Origin of the sequence: Streptomyces sp. BV286, from assembly GCF_019090165.1 — a bacterium.
Lineage (GTDB): Bacteria > Actinomycetota > Actinomycetes > Streptomycetales > Streptomycetaceae > Streptomyces.
On sequence record NZ_JAHRIB010000181.1, the window covers coordinates 12,009 to 29,238 of the forward strand.

14 protein-coding genes are annotated in these 17,230 nt (G+C 69.1%); 9 read left to right on the forward strand and 5 right to left on the reverse strand.

Going from position 1 to position 17,230, the window contains the following annotated elements; translation table 11 throughout:
* Positions 1-55: 55 nt before the first annotated feature.
* Both KUF83_RS35125 and KUF83_RS35130 read left to right on the forward strand, forming a co-directional pair.
* The gene (locus tag KUF83_RS35125) at positions 56-3,340 is read left to right on the forward strand and encodes a family 78 glycoside hydrolase catalytic domain (RefSeq protein ID WP_217459087.1); all 3,285 of its coding nucleotides are present in this window, start codon (positions 56-58) and stop codon (positions 3,338-3,340) included.
* A gap of 127 nt (positions 3,341-3,467) precedes the next feature.
* Positions 3,468-4,046, forward strand: coding sequence for a GNAT family N-acetyltransferase (locus KUF83_RS35130; RefSeq protein ID WP_217459088.1), 579 nt, complete (start codon positions 3,468-3,470; stop codon positions 4,044-4,046).
* Positions 4,047-4,074: 28 nt separating this feature from the next.
* Here KUF83_RS35130 and KUF83_RS35135 read toward each other — a convergent pair whose 3' ends face one another.
* Both KUF83_RS35135 and KUF83_RS35140 read right to left on the reverse strand, forming a co-directional pair.
* A complete protein-coding gene (locus KUF83_RS35135) occupies positions 4,075-4,584 on the reverse strand; it encodes a gluconokinase (RefSeq protein WP_217459089.1) in 510 nt (169 codons plus the stop codon).
* A gap of 27 nt (positions 4,585-4,611) precedes the next feature.
* Positions 4,612-5,658 (reverse strand): glucose 1-dehydrogenase, encoded by a 1,047-nt coding sequence (locus tag KUF83_RS35140; RefSeq protein ID WP_217459090.1) that lies wholly within the window; start codon positions 5,656-5,658, stop codon positions 4,612-4,614.
* 236 nt (positions 5,659-5,894) lie between these two features.
* Here KUF83_RS35140 and KUF83_RS35145 point away from each other — a divergent pair, with 236 nt between their 5' ends.
* The 3 genes from KUF83_RS35145 to KUF83_RS35155 are packed head-to-tail and all read left to right on the forward strand — an operon-like array spanning position 5,895 to position 9,175.
* Positions 5,895-7,403 (forward strand): NAD(P)/FAD-dependent oxidoreductase, encoded by a 1,509-nt coding sequence (locus tag KUF83_RS35145; protein ID WP_217459091.1) that lies wholly within the window; start codon positions 5,895-5,897, stop codon positions 7,401-7,403.
* Positions 7,404-7,418: 15 nt separating this feature from the next.
* Positions 7,419-8,546 (forward strand): hypothetical protein, encoded by a 1,128-nt coding sequence (locus tag KUF83_RS35150; RefSeq protein ID WP_217459092.1) that lies wholly within the window; start codon positions 7,419-7,421, stop codon positions 8,544-8,546.
* Between the two features lie 5 nt (positions 8,547-8,551).
* Complete coding sequence (locus tag KUF83_RS35155) at positions 8,552-9,175, forward strand: TetR/AcrR family transcriptional regulator (protein ID WP_217459093.1); 624 nt, start codon at positions 8,552-8,554, stop codon at positions 9,173-9,175.
* Between the two features lie 33 nt (positions 9,176-9,208).
* Here the strand turns inward: KUF83_RS35155 and KUF83_RS35160 are convergent, their stop codons facing one another.
* The gene (locus tag KUF83_RS35160) at positions 9,209-10,273 is read right to left on the reverse strand and encodes a CocE/NonD family hydrolase (protein WP_308403279.1); all 1,065 of its coding nucleotides are present in this window, start codon (positions 10,271-10,273) and stop codon (positions 9,209-9,211) included.
* 107 nt (positions 10,274-10,380) lie between these two features.
* Between KUF83_RS35160 and KUF83_RS35165 the strand changes: the two genes are divergently transcribed.
* Together KUF83_RS35165 and KUF83_RS35170 are read left to right on the forward strand one after the other, a co-directional pair.
* Positions 10,381-11,013, forward strand: coding sequence for a GNAT family N-acetyltransferase (locus tag KUF83_RS35165; RefSeq protein ID WP_217459094.1), 633 nt, complete (start codon positions 10,381-10,383; stop codon positions 11,011-11,013).
* The gene (locus KUF83_RS35170; protein WP_254644825.1) at positions 11,010-11,933 is read left to right on the forward strand and encodes a PaaX family transcriptional regulator C-terminal domain-containing protein; all 924 of its coding nucleotides are present in this window, start codon (positions 11,010-11,012) and stop codon (positions 11,931-11,933) included. Before KUF83_RS35165 ends, KUF83_RS35170 begins: the two co-directional genes overlap by 4 nt.
* Positions 11,934-12,150: 217 nt before the next feature.
* Here KUF83_RS35170 and KUF83_RS42240 read toward each other — a convergent pair whose 3' ends face one another.
* Positions 12,151-12,786 carry a hypothetical protein gene (locus KUF83_RS42240; RefSeq protein ID WP_254644826.1) on the reverse strand — a complete coding sequence of 212 codons (636 nt, stop codon included), beginning with the start codon at positions 12,784-12,786 and terminating at the stop codon, positions 12,151-12,153.
* A gap of 208 nt (positions 12,787-12,994) precedes the next feature.
* Between KUF83_RS42240 and KUF83_RS35180 the strand changes: the two genes are divergently transcribed.
* Complete coding sequence (locus KUF83_RS35180; RefSeq protein WP_217459214.1) at positions 12,995-13,528, forward strand: AAA family ATPase; 534 nt, start codon at positions 12,995-12,997, stop codon at positions 13,526-13,528.
* Positions 13,529-13,606: 78 nt separating this feature from the next.
* Here the strand turns inward: KUF83_RS35180 and KUF83_RS35185 are convergent, their stop codons facing one another.
* Positions 13,607-14,158 (reverse strand): hypothetical protein, encoded by a 552-nt coding sequence (locus tag KUF83_RS35185; protein ID WP_217459095.1) that lies wholly within the window; start codon positions 14,156-14,158, stop codon positions 13,607-13,609.
* A gap of 277 nt (positions 14,159-14,435) precedes the next feature.
* On the opposite strand from KUF83_RS35185, the gene KUF83_RS35190 reads away from it, so the two are divergent.
* On the forward strand, positions 14,436-17,207 hold the full coding sequence (locus KUF83_RS35190; RefSeq protein WP_217459096.1) for a hypothetical protein: 2,772 nt from the start codon (positions 14,436-14,438) through the stop codon (positions 17,205-17,207).
* Positions 17,208-17,230 lie beyond the last annotated feature (23 nt).

Here is a 17,230-nt window from a genome sequence, read left to right on the forward strand (position 1 = left end):
TTCGCGGCGACCCGGCCGCGAACACGTCGACCTGAACGATTCACCTGGAGATGACGTGCTCCGCAAACCCTCGCTTCTCTTCGTGGTGCTGAGATGCCTGCTCGTGCTCGCCGTGGCAGGCAGCGCGACCGCCCTGCCCTCGTCCGCGTCCCCCGCCGCTTCGGCTTCCGATGCGGAGTTCTCCGTGCAGGCTCTGACCACCAACGGCCGGGCGAACCCTCTGGGCATCGGCGGTGAGGACCCGGTCTTCGGCTGGCAGTCGGCGTCGGACCGGCGGGCGACCTCGCAGAAGGCCTACGAGATCCAGGTCGGACGTACGCCGGGATCCGCCGATACGTGGTCGTCCGGCAAGGTGTCCTCCGACCGTCAGGTCGGCGTCCCGTACAAGGGCCCCGCTCTGAAGCCGGCCACCCGCTACTACTGGCGCGTTCGGGCCTGGGACGACAGACGGACCGCGAGCCCGTGGAGCGCGCCCGCCTCCTTCGAGACAGGCCTGCTGGACTCCGGCGACTGGGACGGCGCCCAGTGGATCACTCGTCCTGAGGCCACGAGTGAGCTGGACCGGTGGACCGACTACGTCGCCACGGTCGACTTCAAAATCAACAGCAATGCCCTGGGCATGTTCCTGAGGGCCTCCGACGCCGGCAACGGATACATGTGGCAGTTCAACGTCACGGGCCCGACCCCGATGCTGAGACTGCACAAGCAGGTCAAGGGCAGCTACAGCGTGGTGCAGGAGGTGGATCTCGCACCCTACGGCTTCACCAACGCCAGCCTCCTCGCCGACCGGCACACCGTCCGCTACGACGTGGTGGGCACCACCCTCAAGACGACCCTCGACGGCAAGCTGGTCAACACCTTCACCGACGCCACGTTCAGCAAGGGCTACATCGGTTTCCGGACCCACGGATGCTGCGGCGAACGGGGAACCGTCTACGACGCCGTCGTGACCGGCGCCGACGGCGGCACGCTCCTCGACACCGACTTCACCTCCGACCAGAACCCGTTCACCGGCGGTGAGATCGTCGACTCCGCTCTCGTGGTGTCCGGCACCACCGACGCTCTCAGCGGGCCCTCGGTCCGGCCGCTGCCACTGCTGCGCAAGGGCTTCGCCACCAAGGCCGGCAAGAAGGTCGCCGCCGCGCGGGTCTACGCGTCGGCACTCGGCGTCTACGCGCTGGAGATCAACGGCAAGCCGGTCGGCGACCAGGTGCTCGCCCCGGGCTGGACGAACTACCACAAGCGCATCCATTCCCAGACCTACGACGTGACGAAGCTGCTCGACCGGGGCCACAACGCGATCGGCGCATCCCTGGCGAACGGCTGGTGGGCCGGCAAGGTCGGGATCGGCTGGAGCCGCCAGTACGGGGACTCCCCCGCTCTCGTCGCGAAGATGCGCATCACCTACACCGACGGATCGGTCCAGTGGATCGCCACGGACAGTTCGTGGAAGGCCGCGGCCGGCCCCTATGTCAAGGCCGACCTGCAGGACGGCGAGACCTACGACGCCGCTCTGAAGCCGTCGGGCTGGAGCCGGCCCGGATTCGATGACGCGAAGTGGGAGTCCGCCGCGAGCCTGGAGTCCAGGACCGCCCTTCTGGTCCCGCAGAGCGACGAGCCGGTACGCAGGACCCAGGTACTCAAAGCCCGCAAGATGACGGAGCCCACCACCGGGACGTACGTCTACGACCTCGGTCAGAACATGGTCGGAGTGCCCCGGCTGACACTGGCCGGCTCCGCAGACCAGACGGTCAGGATCCGCTATGCGGAGGTGCTCAACAAGAACGGCACCCTCTACACCGACAACTTCCGCACCGCCAAGGTCACCGACCGCTACACCTTCGCGAAGGCCGGAACAGCCACCTACGAACCCAAGTTCACCCAGCACGGGTTCCGCTACATCGAGATCACCGGGGTGAGCGAGCCGCCCACGCTCTCCGCCGTCCAGGGCATCGTGTGGGGGTCCGACCTCCCGTCCACCGGCACGCTGAAGACCTCGGACACCATGCTGAACCAGCTGGTGAGCAACATCTCCTGGAGCCAGCGCGGCAACTTCCTCTCCATTCCCACCGACACCCCCGCCCGCGACGAACGTCTGGGATGGACGGGTGACATCAGCCTGTTCGCACCCACGGCCAACTACCTGGTCGACACCCGCGCGTTCCTGTCCCACTGGATGGCGGACGTCCGCAACTCCCAGTACGCCAACGGTGACCTGCCCGCCGTCGTACCGACCCCGCAGGGGCAGTTCGGCGACAGTGGTGTCGGCTGGTCCGACGTGATGATCACCGTGCCGTACTCCGTGTGGCGTTCCTACGACGACACCAGCATCCTGCGGGAGAACTATCCCGCCATGCAGAAGTTCTTCCAGTTCGTGCGCGACAGCGCCGGAGCCGACCTTCTCGAACCCGGCCGCACCACGTTCTTCACCAACGACTGGCTGCACCTGAACGACCCGACGGAGCAGGGCATCCTGGGCACTGCCTACTACGCCGAGAACGCCCGCATGATGGCGGAGACGGCCGAAGCCCTCGGCGACGAAGCGGCGGCCTCCGACTACGGCAAGCTCTCCGCCGACATCCGCGACGCCTTCACCAAGGCCTACGTCGCCGCCGACGGCACCGTCAAGGGCAACTCGCAGACCGGGTACGCGATGGCCCTCGGCATGAACCTCATCCCTGATCCGGCCCTGGTCGAAAAGGTCGGGACGAAGTTCGTGGCCAAACTCGCCCTCACCGACCACCACCTGCGGACCGGCTTCATCGGCACACCGCTGCTGCTGCCCGCGTTGAGCAGGATCGGCCGGGACGACCTCGCGTACAAGATGCTCCTGCACAAGGACTACCCGTCCTGGGGCTACGAGGTCGCCAACGGCGCCACCACCATGTGGGAGCGCTGGAACTCGATCATGCCCAACGGTGACTTCGGCCCGGTCGACATGAACTCCTTCAACCACTACGCCTACGGTGCCGTCGGCGACTGGATGTTCCAGAACATCGGCGGCCTCTCCTCGATCGAGCCCGGTTACAAGCGCTCCCGGATCGCACCGGCGCTCGGCGGAAACCTCACCAAGGGCTCGGGAAGCCTCAAGACCGTCTATGGCCCTCTCTCCTCGGACTGGAGCACCCGCAAGGGCTCCCTCGACCTGAAGGTGACTGTGCCGGTCAACACCCTTGCGGAGGTTCACGTGCCCTCGAAGACCCGTTGGGCGGTCACCGAGGGTGGCCGGTCTGCCGCCGACGCCAAGGGAGTCCGGTTCCTGCGGATGGACAACGGGGCTGCCGTGTTCGAGGTCGGGTCGGGCTCCTACCGCTTCGGCAGCCGCAGCGAGGCCGAGTAGGCCACCGGACAGCCTGCGTGACCTGACGAGTCTGGATCTGCTGGGCGCTCGACGACAGTCGGCGCCCAGCAGATCCAGATCTCGATACGGATGACAGGACCCGAGCCCATGAGCGAGGCTCGTCGACATGGAGATCAGAGCGGGCGTGCGGGGCGATGTGGAGCAGATCGCGGCGCTTCACACGGAGAGCTGGCGTACCGCATACGCGGGGATCATGCCGAGCAGTTTCCTGGACGGCCCCCTGTTCGAGGACCGGTTGGCGCTGTGGCACGGACGCATTCTCGATCCGCAGTCGGCGGCAGGACTGTTCGTCGCCGTGGACGGAGGCGAGCTGGCGGGTTTCGTGTACCTCGTGCCGCGCCCCGACGGCCGCGTCCTCCTGGACAATCTGCATGCCCGGCCGGGCCGTACTGGTTCCGGCATCGGAGGCCGACTGCTCCGACGGGCCCTCGCCTGGGCTGCCGCCGAACATTCCGGGCGGGATGTCTATCTGGAGGTACTGCGCGCCAACACACGCGCCGTCGCGTTCTACGAGCGACACGGCGCTCTCCGTACCGACGAACGCATGTGCCGGTTCGAGCAGGGCTTCGACCTCCCTGAGCTCGAGTACACCTGGGCCGCCGGGTCAGTGCCGCCGGCCTCGCACCGCGTGACCGGGCAAGCCGTGTCAGATGCCACCACACCGTGCGGCAGCCCCTTGCCATGAGGTCATCGACGGGTCCGTAGGTGACAAGTCAGGAGGAGGTCATGGCGGCATGGGCAAGGGCGGCGGTCTGCTCCGGCGTACCGTCGATGGAGATGGTCGCACCGGCTTCGTCGTCGCCCAGTGGTTCGAGGTCGGCGAGCTGTGAACGAAGCAGGTCGGGCGGCATGAAGTGGCCTCGCCGCGCGGTGATCCGGGCGGCGATCAGCTCGGGCGAACCGTCGAGGTGAAGGAAGGCGACATGCGGCGCGGCGGAAGCCAGCCGGTCACGGTAGCGGCGCTTGAGCGCCGAACACGCCACCACTCCGCCGCCGTCCTCGTGGTCGGCCAGCCACTGCGCGATCCTCTCCAGCCAGGAGTGACGGTCGTCGTCCTGCAGCGGGTGCCCCGCTCGCATCTTCGCCACGTTGGATGCGGGATGGAAATCGTCTCCTTCGGCGTAGGGGACACCGAGGTGCTGTGCGAGCAGCCGGCCGACCGTGGTCTTGCCCGAGCCCGACACACCCATGACCACGACGAGCGGAGCGGTGTTGTGAGACATACGAAGCCTTCCTTCGGGTAGTGCCGCCTACAGCTCGATGATCACTTTGATGGCGTCCGGTTGGGGCGTGAACGCCTCCGTAGCGCGCTCCCGCGGCACTCGCCGGGTGATCATGCTCTCCAGCCATGACACGTCGGCCTTGGCCAGCGCGTCGGCAGCCTGGCCGTAGTGACGCAGGTTGGCGTTGACGGAGCCCACCACCGCGTCGTTCTGCAGCACGATCTCCCTGTTGACGGCGCCCGCGTCCACGGTCATCCTGCGGCCGACGGGCGACACTCCCGTCAGACACACCACTCCGTAGGGTGCGGTCCCCGTCAGTGAGGCCAGGACAAGCTCGTTCGCACCCGTGGCTTCGATGATGACGTCCGGGCACACATCGGAGATGACCTCCTCAGCGTCCTTCGCGTGGTAAGTGGCACCCAACTCCCTTACCAGAGAAGGTTTGGGCCCTTCGGTCACCCGGTCGAGCACGTGCACCTCCAGTCCTCGCTGAACGCCCAGGAGGGCGGCCAGCAGACCGATGGGCCCCGCACCGGTCACCAGGACGCGATGCGGCTCGAACCACGAGCGCGCACCGACACGCTCGACCTGCTCCCACGCTTTCGCCACCACGCTGGTCGGCTCCACGAGCACACCGACGCGCTCCAGATGTGGCTCCAACTTGACCGCGTAGTCGGGCTCCACGCACCACATCTGCGCACCGTATCCGTCGACTTCCTTGATACCGCGCTCGGTGTAGCGGCCGTTGCGGCACATGTCGAACTCGCCGCGTGCGCAAGCCCCGCACGGCTCGGGGTCCGGCCGGCGCACCACCCCGGCGACCAGGTCACCGGCCGAGAACCCGCTGCCCGGCGGCGCCTGCCGAACCCTCCCAAGGGACTCATGACCCAGTACCAGCCAATCGCGGCCCGGTGGGGCCCAGCCGTACTCGCCCCGGACGATCTCCCTGTCCGTTCCGCACACCCCTACCGCCAGTCCCTGCACCAGCAGTTCGCCGACAGCCGGGACGGGGTCGGGCACATCCCGTACCTCTACGGGTCCCTTCCCGCCAGGCCGCACGGTCAATGCACGCATCGCCAACCACGTCCCTCTCGCTGCGCGGCGCCCCGTACAGGTGCATGCCGCTGCCCGACAGCTGTCTCGCCTGTACGTGTGTCCCGCTCAGCGCCTTTCAGCACCCAGGCAGACGGAATTGGAGGGAGATCGGGCTACGGCGATGCCGGCCCGGGAAGGGTGGCACCTTCAGCCCGTACCTGTTACCTTCCCCTCCGCTCATACATTCAGCCATGACATGTATGAATGGAGACCCTATGCGGGGAAAGACAGCCGTGGTGCTCGGCGGAAGCGTGGCAGGGCTGTGCGCCGCGGGAGTGCTCGCGATCCATTTCGACCAGGTGATCGTCCTGGAGCGGGACCGGCTCCCGCCTGACGCGCAGCATCGGCGTGGTGTGCCGCAGAGCAAACACCCGCACTTCCTCCTCAACTCCGGGCGCCGCGCGATCGGTGAGATCTTCCCCGGGTTCGAGGAGGCACTGATCGCCGCGGGCGGAATGTGCCTGATGCCGTCGATGGACGCGGGGTACTGCGAGAACGACGGCTGGGCCCCTCGCAAGGCCGGGTCCATGACGATGGTCTACAGCTCCCGCGTGCTCATCGAGCGGGTCCTGCGCGACAGGGTCCACGAGCTTCCGGCCATCGAGATCCGCGAGGGCGTGACCGTCACCGGACTTCGTGCCACCGGAGGCGGCACCGGACGCGGGCGCGTCGAGGGAGTCGAGTACCGCTCGGGCGACGACTCGGGCCATCTGTCCGCCGACCTGGTCGTCGACGCGCTGGGACGCGGCTCCTCCGTCGCCGACTGGCTGAGCACCGCGGGATGGCCGGCACCTCCGGAGAAGACCCTCGACGCCAAGGTCACCTACACGTCGCGATGGTACGACCTGCCGCCCGCAGAGCGGCGGCCACCGGCGTGGTGGTGGAAGCACCTGGTCGTCACTCCGACCCAGGACACCGGCGACCATCCCGAGGAACACGAGTTCCTCAGCAACTTCTTCCCGATCGAGGGCAACCGCGCCATCGTGTGCATGGGGGCATGGGGCATCCGGATGCCGCGCGAGACCGACACCTTCGAGGCCGCGGTGGACCGAGTCCGGGCCAGGTCCTTCGGGCAGGCCACGCGCGCCTGCACTCCGACCTCCGGGGTGCACCTCACTCGATCGACCGGCAACAAGTGGCGACGCTTCGACCTGCTCGACCAGCCTCCGCTCGGGCTGGTCTGCGTCGGTGACTCGATCTGCGCGTTCAACCCGTTCTACGCGCAGGGGATGAGCTCGGCGGCCCGCTCCGCGCTCATCCTCGCCGAGATGCTGAACAGCCACGACGTCCTCGACCTCGCCTTCTTCCGCGAGTTCCTCGCCCGGCAGAAGAAGTCGCTCGACGTGCCCTGGATGCTCGCGATGGCCCGTGACCGCGCATACGACTTCGCGACCGGGACGGAGGTCGTCGCTCCCTGGCGCCGCAAGCTGGCCGCGCGCCTCAGCTGGCCGGTCTTCAACGCCATCAACGCCACGAGCCGCGAGGACGCCTACGTCGAGCGGACGTTCGCCCAGGTCTTCAACCTCGACATGTCACTCAGGGAGATGACGACCGACGTGCGGTTCTGGTTCGGCATCGCGCGCTACAAGGTGCGTCAGCGGCTCGGACGCACGGTCGTGCCCGGCGGGTTCGACGACCAGCAGGATCCGCCCGGCACCGACTACACGGGCCGGACCCGCGCCGGCCGTTCTCCGTCCGCCGAGACCGACCTCGTCAATGACTGACCCGAGGAGCAAGGAATGAGCTTTTCATGCGACTCAGCGGCCGAGCGTCTCGCTGGAAGGCTCGGCTTCTCCTGCCACGACGCCGATCCCATCGTGGAGTTCCGCAATCCGTTCGGCCTCGAGAACGGCACCATGCCGTTCCTCGAACTGCTCATCATCGGCGGTGCGGTGTTCGCCCTCGTCCATGCGTGGCGGCGGTGGCGGCGCGACGGTGACCCCGTCAACATCTCGCTGTGGTTCGCCTCGCTCGTCTACCTGGCGGTGATCGAGCCGCCGCTCTACTTCCCGAGCTGGTTCGGCCTGGAGGAGCATGTCGGGTTCATCTTCTCCCACAACGTGTTCACCGTGCAGTTCATGTACGACCGGCTGCCTCTCTACATCGTGGCTTTCTATCCGGCCCTGTCGCAGCTCGCCTACGAAGTGGTCCGCGTTCTCGGCGTCTTCGCGCGACGCGGGCTCCTTCTCGGTTCGCTGGCCGTCGCGTTCACCTGCCAGGCGTTCTACGAGATCTTCGATCAGCTCGGACCGCAGCTGAAGTGGTGGGCCTGGAACCCCGGCAACGAGATGATCAACGAACCGGCGCTCGCCTCGGTCCCGATGAACAGCATGTTCCTGTTCGCCTCGGTGTCCTTCGGCGCCATGACCTACCTCGTCGTCCGACTGGTCGGCGCGAAGGACGGCCGAGGCACGCTCACCGGCCGGCAGACCAGCCTGCGCACCGTGGCCGCCGGCGTCCTGACACCGTTGGCGATGACGGTCGCCGGCCTACCCAGCAACCTCTTCCGCGGTGGGGACCAGCTCGGGATCCAACAGGCCATCCTCGGCGCCGAGCTCGCCCTGGTCTGGATCGTCGGCCTCTACCTTCTCGCGGACGCCTGGCGCGCGCGGCGGACGGATCCGGTTCCGGTGGCGTCGCCGTTGTTCGCACAGACCTATCCGGCGCTGTATCTCGGCGTCCACATCGTCCTCTGGCTGGTCGCGTTGCCGGCCTACTTCGCGGCGGCCAACGGCATCACCGAGCAGGGCACCCCGATCGGCAGCCTGTGGTACACCGTGCTGTGCACCATGGCCGCAACCGGGCTCGTCGTGACCGTACTCCGCGCGACCATGTCCCGGCAGACCACACAGCCTGTGCGATCCTAGGAACCATGGGGCATCACGGCTGGGGAGGCCGGCCTCCCGCATCGGACGCGGAGGCCCGGCAGCGCATCATCGACGCGACGGCCCGCTGCATCGACAGGCACGGCGTCACGAAGACGACCCTGTCCGACGTCGCCGGCGAGCTCGGCGTCACCCGCCAGACCGTCTACCGCCACTTCGGCCGTATCAGCGACATCGTCGGCGAGGTGGCGGCCCAGGGCGCCGAGTCGTTCGTCGACCGGATGATCGCGCACCTGCAAGGGACCACCGACCCGGCCGAGGCCGTGGTCGAAGGCATGGTCTTCTGCGTACGAACCATCCCCACCGAGCCACGCCTGAGCCTTCTGCTGCAACTCGGAGACACCGCCGCCTTCGGCCGTGGCACCACCACCAGGGAGACCATCGCCTACGGCGCCAAGATGCTGCGGCGCTTCCCCGTCGACTGGGCCGCCGCCGACATCGACGAGGACGACCTGAACGGCCTCGCCGAGATCATCATGCGACTCCTCACGTCGCTGCTGCAGCATCCCGGCGAGGCACCGCGGGACGAAACGCGGCTCCGCGCCTTCCTCAACCGCTGGCTGGCCCCGGCACTCTCCCGGACATCAGCATCCGCGCGCCCGCGTTCTTGAACGCCCACCCGGTGAGTTCGATGGTCGTGGCGGTCAGTCGGTGCCCTGGCGGTCGGTGAACTGCCGGACGAAGCGGTGCTGTTCAGTGAGGAACCCGGTGGCGTACAGGCGCCGGGGAGCGAAGACCGCGGTGAGGGTCAGGCGCGGCTCGGAGTTCTCGACGGCGTTGCCGACCAACGAGTGGGTGGCGTCAGGATAGTGACGGACCGTCAGTGAGTCAGGCGGCAGGACGCGGCGGTATGCGGACTCGGTGTCGGCGACGTCGACGTTGATGTCATGCCCGGCCAGCACCAGGAGCGTGGGTGTGCCGCGCATGGCGCGCAGGTCCTCGGCGGCGTTGGAGCGGTAGTTGCGGGCGATGAACCGCCAGCGTTCCGCGGTCATGCCGTCGTTGCGGCCGACGGCGTTGCGGTAGTGCTCGAAGGTCGCGCCCTGCCTCAGCAGGTCCAGGGTCGTCTCGCGGCGCCGCAGTGCCGTCTGCGTCTCGTCCTGGGAGGCGCCGTTCTTCCGCAGTTCGGCGAGGAGGTTGTAGCGCCCCTGCTGCTGCCAGTCGACGGCCGGTGAGACCGCGATGACGAACCGGACGGCTCGGTCGCGGGCTGCGACTTTGGGCAGCACCCACCCGGCCTGGCTGGCCCCCCACAGTCCGATGCGCCGGCCGTCGATGCCGGGACGTGTGCGGGCCCAGGCGATCGCGGCAAGAGTCTCGTCCGCACGGTCGTCCATGCTCTGGTCCAGCCAGTTGCCCTCGGAGGCGCCGACGCCCGGCTTGCTCAAGGAGAGCGAGGCGTAGCCGGCCTTCGCGAACGCCTCCCACACGGGCCGGTAGAAGGTCTCGTGCGTGGCGTCGACGGGTCCGTCCCCGTGCACGAAGACCACCAGGCCGAACGGACCGGCGCCGTTCGCGGGCCGGGCGAGGACGCCGTCCAGCAGGCGACCGTCATGCCGGACGGTGACGCGCTCCTCCCGTAGCGCGTAGGTGTTCTGCCAGACCGCGACACCGCCGAGTCCCGCGCCCACCAGCAGAACCACGACCGCGCCCCACACCAGGACGCGCCGACGACGCCGCGCTCGCGGGCCCCTTGTTCGGCGACTCACACCCACCTCCAGAAAGCTATCGCTGTAAATACGTTCGCATCGAGAATGAACGTAGTAGAGTCGATAGTGCAAGCGGGCATCCGCATCGCAGCGGGGAAGGGACGCCGATGGAGCCGACTGATCGGGGACACGGCCCGGAGGTGCGCAGGGGCGTACCTCCGGGCAGCGAGGCCCGGGTGGCCGCGCTGTACTGGGAGGCTTTCGGGCGCAAGCTCGGCACCGCGCTGAACCCGCCGGACACGGCCCGCGCCTTCCTCGCCGCACATCTCCGCCACGACCGCGGCGTGGTCGCCGTGGTCGACGGAGAAGTGGCGGGCGTGGCCGGCTACCAACTCGGCGACCGCGGCCTGCTCGGCGGCGGCGCGCGCGACGTGCTGTCCACCTACGGGGCCTGGCGCGGGCTGGGCCGACTGGCGCTGCTCGCCCTGATGGAGCGACAGCCCGCCGACGGCGAGCTGGTGATGGACGGCATCGCCGTCACCCCGGAACACCGCGGCGAGGGCATCGGCAGCCTCCTGCTGCGCGAGGTCGCGGCCGTCGCCGCCGAGCACTCCTGCCGGCGCGTCCGGCTCGACGTCATCGACGTCAACCCGCGCGCCCGCGCCCTGTACGAGCGGCACGGCTTCGTCGCGGTGCACACCGAGCAGACCCCGTATCTGCGCAGACTGATGGGCTTCGGCGCCGTCACCACCATGCACCGGGCCATCACCAAGCCCCTGAGTACCAAGGGATCCCGATGAGCACGCTCCCGACCACCCCGACGGACGACGCGGACAGCGCCCCCGCCATGCACGTCCCCACCCGGCTGGTCGTCCATGCCCTGGTCCGCGAGGACGGCACCATCGATGCCGGTGAGCTCTACACGGTCGCGGGCCTGCTCGGCATGACGGACCAGCAGGTCCGCCTCTGCATCAAACGGCTCGTCGCCGAGGGCCGTTTCGTCCACGAGGGACGCGGACGCAAGGCACTCCTGAGGGCGGTCGCCGACGTCACCGGCTCGATCACCCCCAACGTCGCCTACGTCCGCCACGCCTACCGGCAGGACCACGGGCTGGCCGCCTGGGACGGTGTCTGGCACCTGTTCGCCTTCGCCATCCCCGAGTCCAGCAGAAGCTCCCGCGACGCCCTGCGTGACAGCTTGCGCCACCTCGGCGCCGCCCCGGTCCAGAGCGGTCTCTACGTCAGCGCGAACCGGATCGAGCAGCTGGTCGAAGCGCAAGCCAGCCGACTCGACGTCGCCCACGCAGTCACCTGCCTCACCAGCACCGACCTGCGCGTCGGTGGCCTGGCCGACCCGCCCGCCCTGGCCGCCGCGCTCTGGCCCCTGGACGACATCGCCGCCCGCCACGACCGCCTCGCCCACCTCGCCCAGCACTGCCTCGACCGGCTCGCACAGCCGAACGACCTCACCGGCCCCGAGCAGCTCACCATGGCCGTCCAGCTCGCTGCGGCCTTCACCGACGCCATGGAACCCGACCCCCTGCTGCCCCCCGAACTCCTCCCCCAGCCCTGGCCCGGCGCCCACGCCCGCAGGCTCACGGCCGCCTGCTGGACCGCGCTCGCCAGAGCCGGCACCCACGCCGTCACCGGGGCCCCGGCCCCCCGCCTGTTCGTCCAGTACGAGGAACTGCTCGCCTCGATCCCCCAGCACCACACGTGAACCGGCCGTCATCCGGGCACAACCGACCACGCGGACAGTCAGGCCTACCGGTCACACGCACCCCGACCGACCGCATCGCGCGAGGCAGTCGGGCAACAGGGACATCGCCGCCGCGTTGAGGGTGTCGGAGCGAGGCCAGAAAGGGCCACCTCGGTCGTCCCATCTCACCCACCTTGAGTGACCGGAACGCCGGATCCCGATCACGCCAAGCTGATGTTCACTGCTCCCGCCCTGGAGGCGTGAACGGACCTGTCGCGGGAGCTACACACTTGTCGATGACGGTGTGATCACCGGCCGCCGAGCCCTCCAAGCAGAGCCGTCCGCCCTTGTCACGCAGGTCGAGAAGGAACCGCGTGGTCTCACCGGACTGTTCGAGGTCGTGTACGCGCTCGTCGACGTAGCCGAGGTCGTTCAGAATCGTCCGGACCTTGGCCGGGGTGGGCTCCACGAGATCCCAGAGCGCATGGGCAATGCGCTCTTCATGAAGGGCGCTCGCACACCAGTCGCGAGCATTCAACTCCACCTCCGGACCTGCTGTGGGGGCGATGGGCTCCACGTCCGGCGGTATCTCCGCCGAGCCGGGCGGCAGGGTCTGCGCCGGACCGGTCGGCGGCGCCTCCGGCGGGGCACTCGGAGGACACGAATGAGCGACCTTGTCCAGCATCGCCGTGAAGGCCGCGCCGGGCCGGACCTCAGCAGCGTGAGCAGGCCGGCCCTGCGGTCCGTTGGCGCTCGTCTTCTCGGTGCCGCAGCCGGTCAGTGCCAGAGCGGCAAAAGCTGCTGTCGCGAGCGTCAGCTGCGAGCGGCGCGGGGAGCTGACAACTTTGCTGGTCAGGGCAGTGGTTCGTCTCATGCGCCAAGTCTCCGATCAAGCCGCCTCCTGCACGTGAGTACGCGTACTCACGTGCAGGAAGTAGAAGGCACTGATTCTCGGATCTGCCGACGCGGGCGGGGCGTTGAGGTCAGGCCCGTTGTCGAAGTGACCCGTCCGGGTGTCGCCGGCGTCGGTGCCACGAAACGCCCCGCCGCTGTCGCCGGCCGTAGATAGCGTGACTGCCGTGATGGTGGGCAGTGAAGAAACCCGACTGGTCGTGCTGCGCGGCAACAGTGCCTCGGGGAAGTCGTCCGTCGCGGCCGGCCTGCGCGAGCGGTTCGGCCGCGGCCTGGCCGTGGTCGGTCAGGACAACCTCCGCCGCATCGTGCTGCGCGAGCGGGACCGGCCCGGCGCCGCGAACATCGGCCTGATCGGCCTGACCGCCCGCTACGCCCTGGACGCCGGATTCCACGTCGTCGTCGAAGGCATCCTCTACGCCGACCATTACGGCGACATGCTCACCGAGCTTCGTGCCGACCACCGCGGCCCAACTCACGCTTACTACCTGGACATCCCGTTCGGCGAAACCCTTGCCCGGCACGCCACCAAGCCGATCGCCGACGACGTCAGCGAGACGCAGCTGAGTGACTGGTACAGGGCACGCGATCTCCTGCCCGGCGGCACCGAGACCGTCATCGGCGCCCACAGTTCCCTGCACGAGACCGTCGACCGCATCATGGTCGACACCGGACTGGTTCTTCTGCCCGCGGTCGACCGCTGACCGAAGCACGGGTGCGACGTGCCGACCACGGGGACGGCCATGTCGCCCCCGGCCTGATGGCAGCGAAACAGAGCATGCCTAGTGAGGCAGGCGGCTCAACACGGCACGGAACCTCTCCCGCCCCGCCGCGACGCTCGCGTCCCAAACGCCTGAGCCGTCATCGCTCAGCGAGAGGGACTGCAGTCGTTGTTCTTCGGCGAGAAAGCTGGCACCCGCCGTGTTCTGATCCACCATCCCCATCGCGGTGAGCGCCGCATGGCCGCAGGACACGGCCTCATCAGCGCTTCCTGACCCGTGGGCCAGCAGGGCATACCGCAAGCAGAGGACTGCGAAGAAGGCGTAAGTGTCGGCGGCATCAGTGATCCCCTCCTCGTCCAACTGCAGTTCCGGGAACCTCTCCAGCAGGCGAACGCGCTCGGCGGCGTCGGCGAGCGGACGGTCGACATACCAAAGATCCCGCACGGACTCCGCATAGAAGTCCAGCTCCGCTTCCCGCCCGGGCGCGCCCGTACGCAGGCCCATGAAGAGAGGTGCCATGCGTTCGGTGCAGGCAGATACATACAGGCGAACCGCCTCACCGCCCCCCGCACGAAGCTCCTCCGCGACGGCCTCCTCCACCAACGTCTGCACGGCCCACCCTCGTTGCGTTCGAACAGATCGACAGGCTACACACCCGCCGCCCCCAGCGACGGCTGCGCGAGACGACTTTTCGACCATGCCGGTCTGGTGGTCGAACCGGCAGGTGATCCGCAAGTCCCCGCAGCTCCCCTGGCTTGATCGCACCGCTCGCCCGCAATCAGCGGCCCGTCACTGTCAACCCCCAGGCACCCCTCCCTCGTCCTCAGTGACGTGAGAGACGCCTGGGACCGAAGGGACGTCTGCGCACAGGGTTTTGAGGAGAAGATCATTGATCCATGCCCGGCGAATAGGTGTGACCGCCGTGGCGGTGCTGGCGGCCCTGGCGGGCTCGCCCGGACTGGCACAGGCGGAACAGCCGCACGAGGTAGGGCTGTTGAGCGCTAGGGACCAGACCCCGCTCCCGCCGGGTTGGCGGATCGACGGGGAGGCCGGGGCACGTGAGCTGGTCTGGCGTGCACCCAAGTCCGTGCCCATGGGGGACGCGCGGGTCGAATTCCGTGCAGGGGACCGGCTGCTCGGGGTGCCGAAGCCGGGGAAGGACCGGCGGACCTTCCGTCTTGACCTCGGGGAGACGCGGCCCAAGCAGCTGACGGGTCTTCAAGTGACGGCCGCCGGGCGCCGACTGGACGCGGTGGCCGATGAGACGCACGAGTCCGGCTCACGCGGGGTACGGGTGCCCGCGCAGGCTCCGGCGAACGGCGTTGATCCGGGCGAGACCGGCTCGTACAGCACGGTCACCGGGGAGTACGACCTCGCCCCGGTGCGCCTGCCCGGGTTCGACACCCCCGTGGAGATGACCGCCGAAGTGGTGGCACCGAAGGGTGCCACCGGCAGCCGGCCTCTCGCGCTGTTCCTGCACGGCCGCCACTACCCCTGCTACAAGCCGGGCTCCGAGAACGACGTGACCGCCGACTGGCCCTGCGCGGACGGCTACAAGCCGATCCCGAGCCACAAGGGCTATGTGCGCGACCAGCAACTGCTGGCCTCCCAGGGCTATGTGACGGTGTCGATCTCGGCGAACGGCATCAACGCCCAGGACCAGGAGGCCGAGGACGCCGGCGCACAGGCGCGTTCCTCGCTGGTACGGCAGCACCTCGCACGCTGGGCCGACTGGACCGCCCATCGTTCCTCCGCACCGGCCGTCGTACGCGAGGCGGCGAAGGCGGACCTCTCCCAGGTCCTGCTCGTCGGCCACTCGCGCGGTGGTGAGGGCGTCAACCGGGCCGCCATGGACAGCCTCTACGCACCGCCGGCCGCCGAGGACGGCTACCGGGGCCCGGTGCGCTGGAAGGTGCGCGGGACTGTGCTCATCGGACCGACGGCCTACGGCCGGAATCCCGTCGCCGACGTACCGTCCGTGACGCTGCTGCCGGGCTGCGACGGCGACGTCTCCGACCTGCAGGGCGAGGACTTCGTCGACGGGACGCGCGGGATCAGCCGGGGCACGGCACTGCACAGCGCGGTCTACATGGTCGGCGCCAACCACAACTACTTCAACAGCGAGTGGACACCGGGCGAGGCCGTCGCACCGGCCCAGGACGACTTCCGGACCGACCCGGAGGAGGGACCGGACCCGGTGTGCGCGCCTGGTGCCGCGACCCGGCTGACCGCCGCCCAGCAGCACAAGGCGGGCGCCACGTACATCGCCGCCGCGGCCCGGCTCTTCGTCGCCGGGGACGACCGGGTGCGTCCGCTGCTCGACGGTTCCGGCAAGCGGGCCCCGTCCGCGGACCCGGCGCGGGTGCTGACCCACGCGGTCGGCGGCCGGCGCAGCGGTGGTTTCCTGCCGGACGGCGGGGCGAAGGTGACCGGCGCCAAGCTGTGTTCGGCGATCGACCCCGACCCGGCCGTGGCCTGTCTGGATCCGGAGACCCTCGGATCGTCACCGCACTTCGCGGAGTGGGAGACGCAACAGGAGACCGGCCACAGCGCGGTGGACCTGAAGTGGTCCGCGCCGGGTACGGCCGCACATATCATTCCGGCCAAACGGCTCTCCCTCCGCGACTCCCAGAAGCTCGCGCTCCGGGTCTTCGTACCGCCGAACACGACCGGCACGAAGCTCGACGTGGCCGTCACCGACTCCTCCGACCGTCGAGTGACGCTGGGCTCGGTCCAGGTGGACGGGCTCCCGGGCTCCGCGAACACCGCCTCCTACTGGGCCCAGGAGCTTCGCGTCCCACTGTCGGCCGCGACGCGGGCCGGACTCGATCTCCAGCACATCAAGTCCCTTGAACTGACACCCCGTTCGCAGTCCGGGCGGGCCTGGCTGATGGACGCGTGGGGCTGGGCGCCCGGCACTCCCGCGGTGGAGGCGGCCGCACTGCCGCGTGTCGACGTGGGCCGCACGATCGTCAAGGAGGGCGACTCGGGCACCCGCACCTACCGGATCCCGGTCGAGACCTCCGGGCACGGCAGCGGGCAGGTCCGCGTGTACGTCATCGACCCGAACAGCGGCCGGGCCGAGGACCGCCTCGTGACCGTACGACCCGGCAGCGACGCGATCGACGTGCCGGTCGAGGTGAAGGGCGACACGGTCTACGGCGACGACGCAGAGCACGACATCGCCGTCAAGGCCGTCCGGGGCGCCGTCGTCGGCAAGCACCGGGGCGGGCTCACCGTCCAGAACGACGACCCCGAGCCGGTGGTCACCCTGTCGCCGGTCGCGGACCGGGTGACCGAGGGTGAGACGCTGACCTGGCGGCTGTCCCTGGACGCACCCACAACGGTGGACCTCTATGAACCGGTCCGGGTCCTTCCGGTCACCGAGGGCGCCGAGCTGTCCACCAAGGACGTGGATGCGCAGTGGCTGCAGGAGTCGTCCGGTGACGTGCCCGACCCCGAGCGGCCGCTGTCCGACGCGCACCTGTGGGTGTGGGTGAACATCCCGCCCGGGAGCACCAGCGTGGACTTCGTCGTGCCGACCGTGCGGGATCAGGTGGCCGAGCCGACCGAGTCGATGCGCCTCGCACTGACCGACCGCAACGCCGTGCCGCTGCCCGACAGGCCGGTGCTCACGGGAACGGTGCTCGACACGCCGTAAGCACGGCGCACGAGCAATGGCTG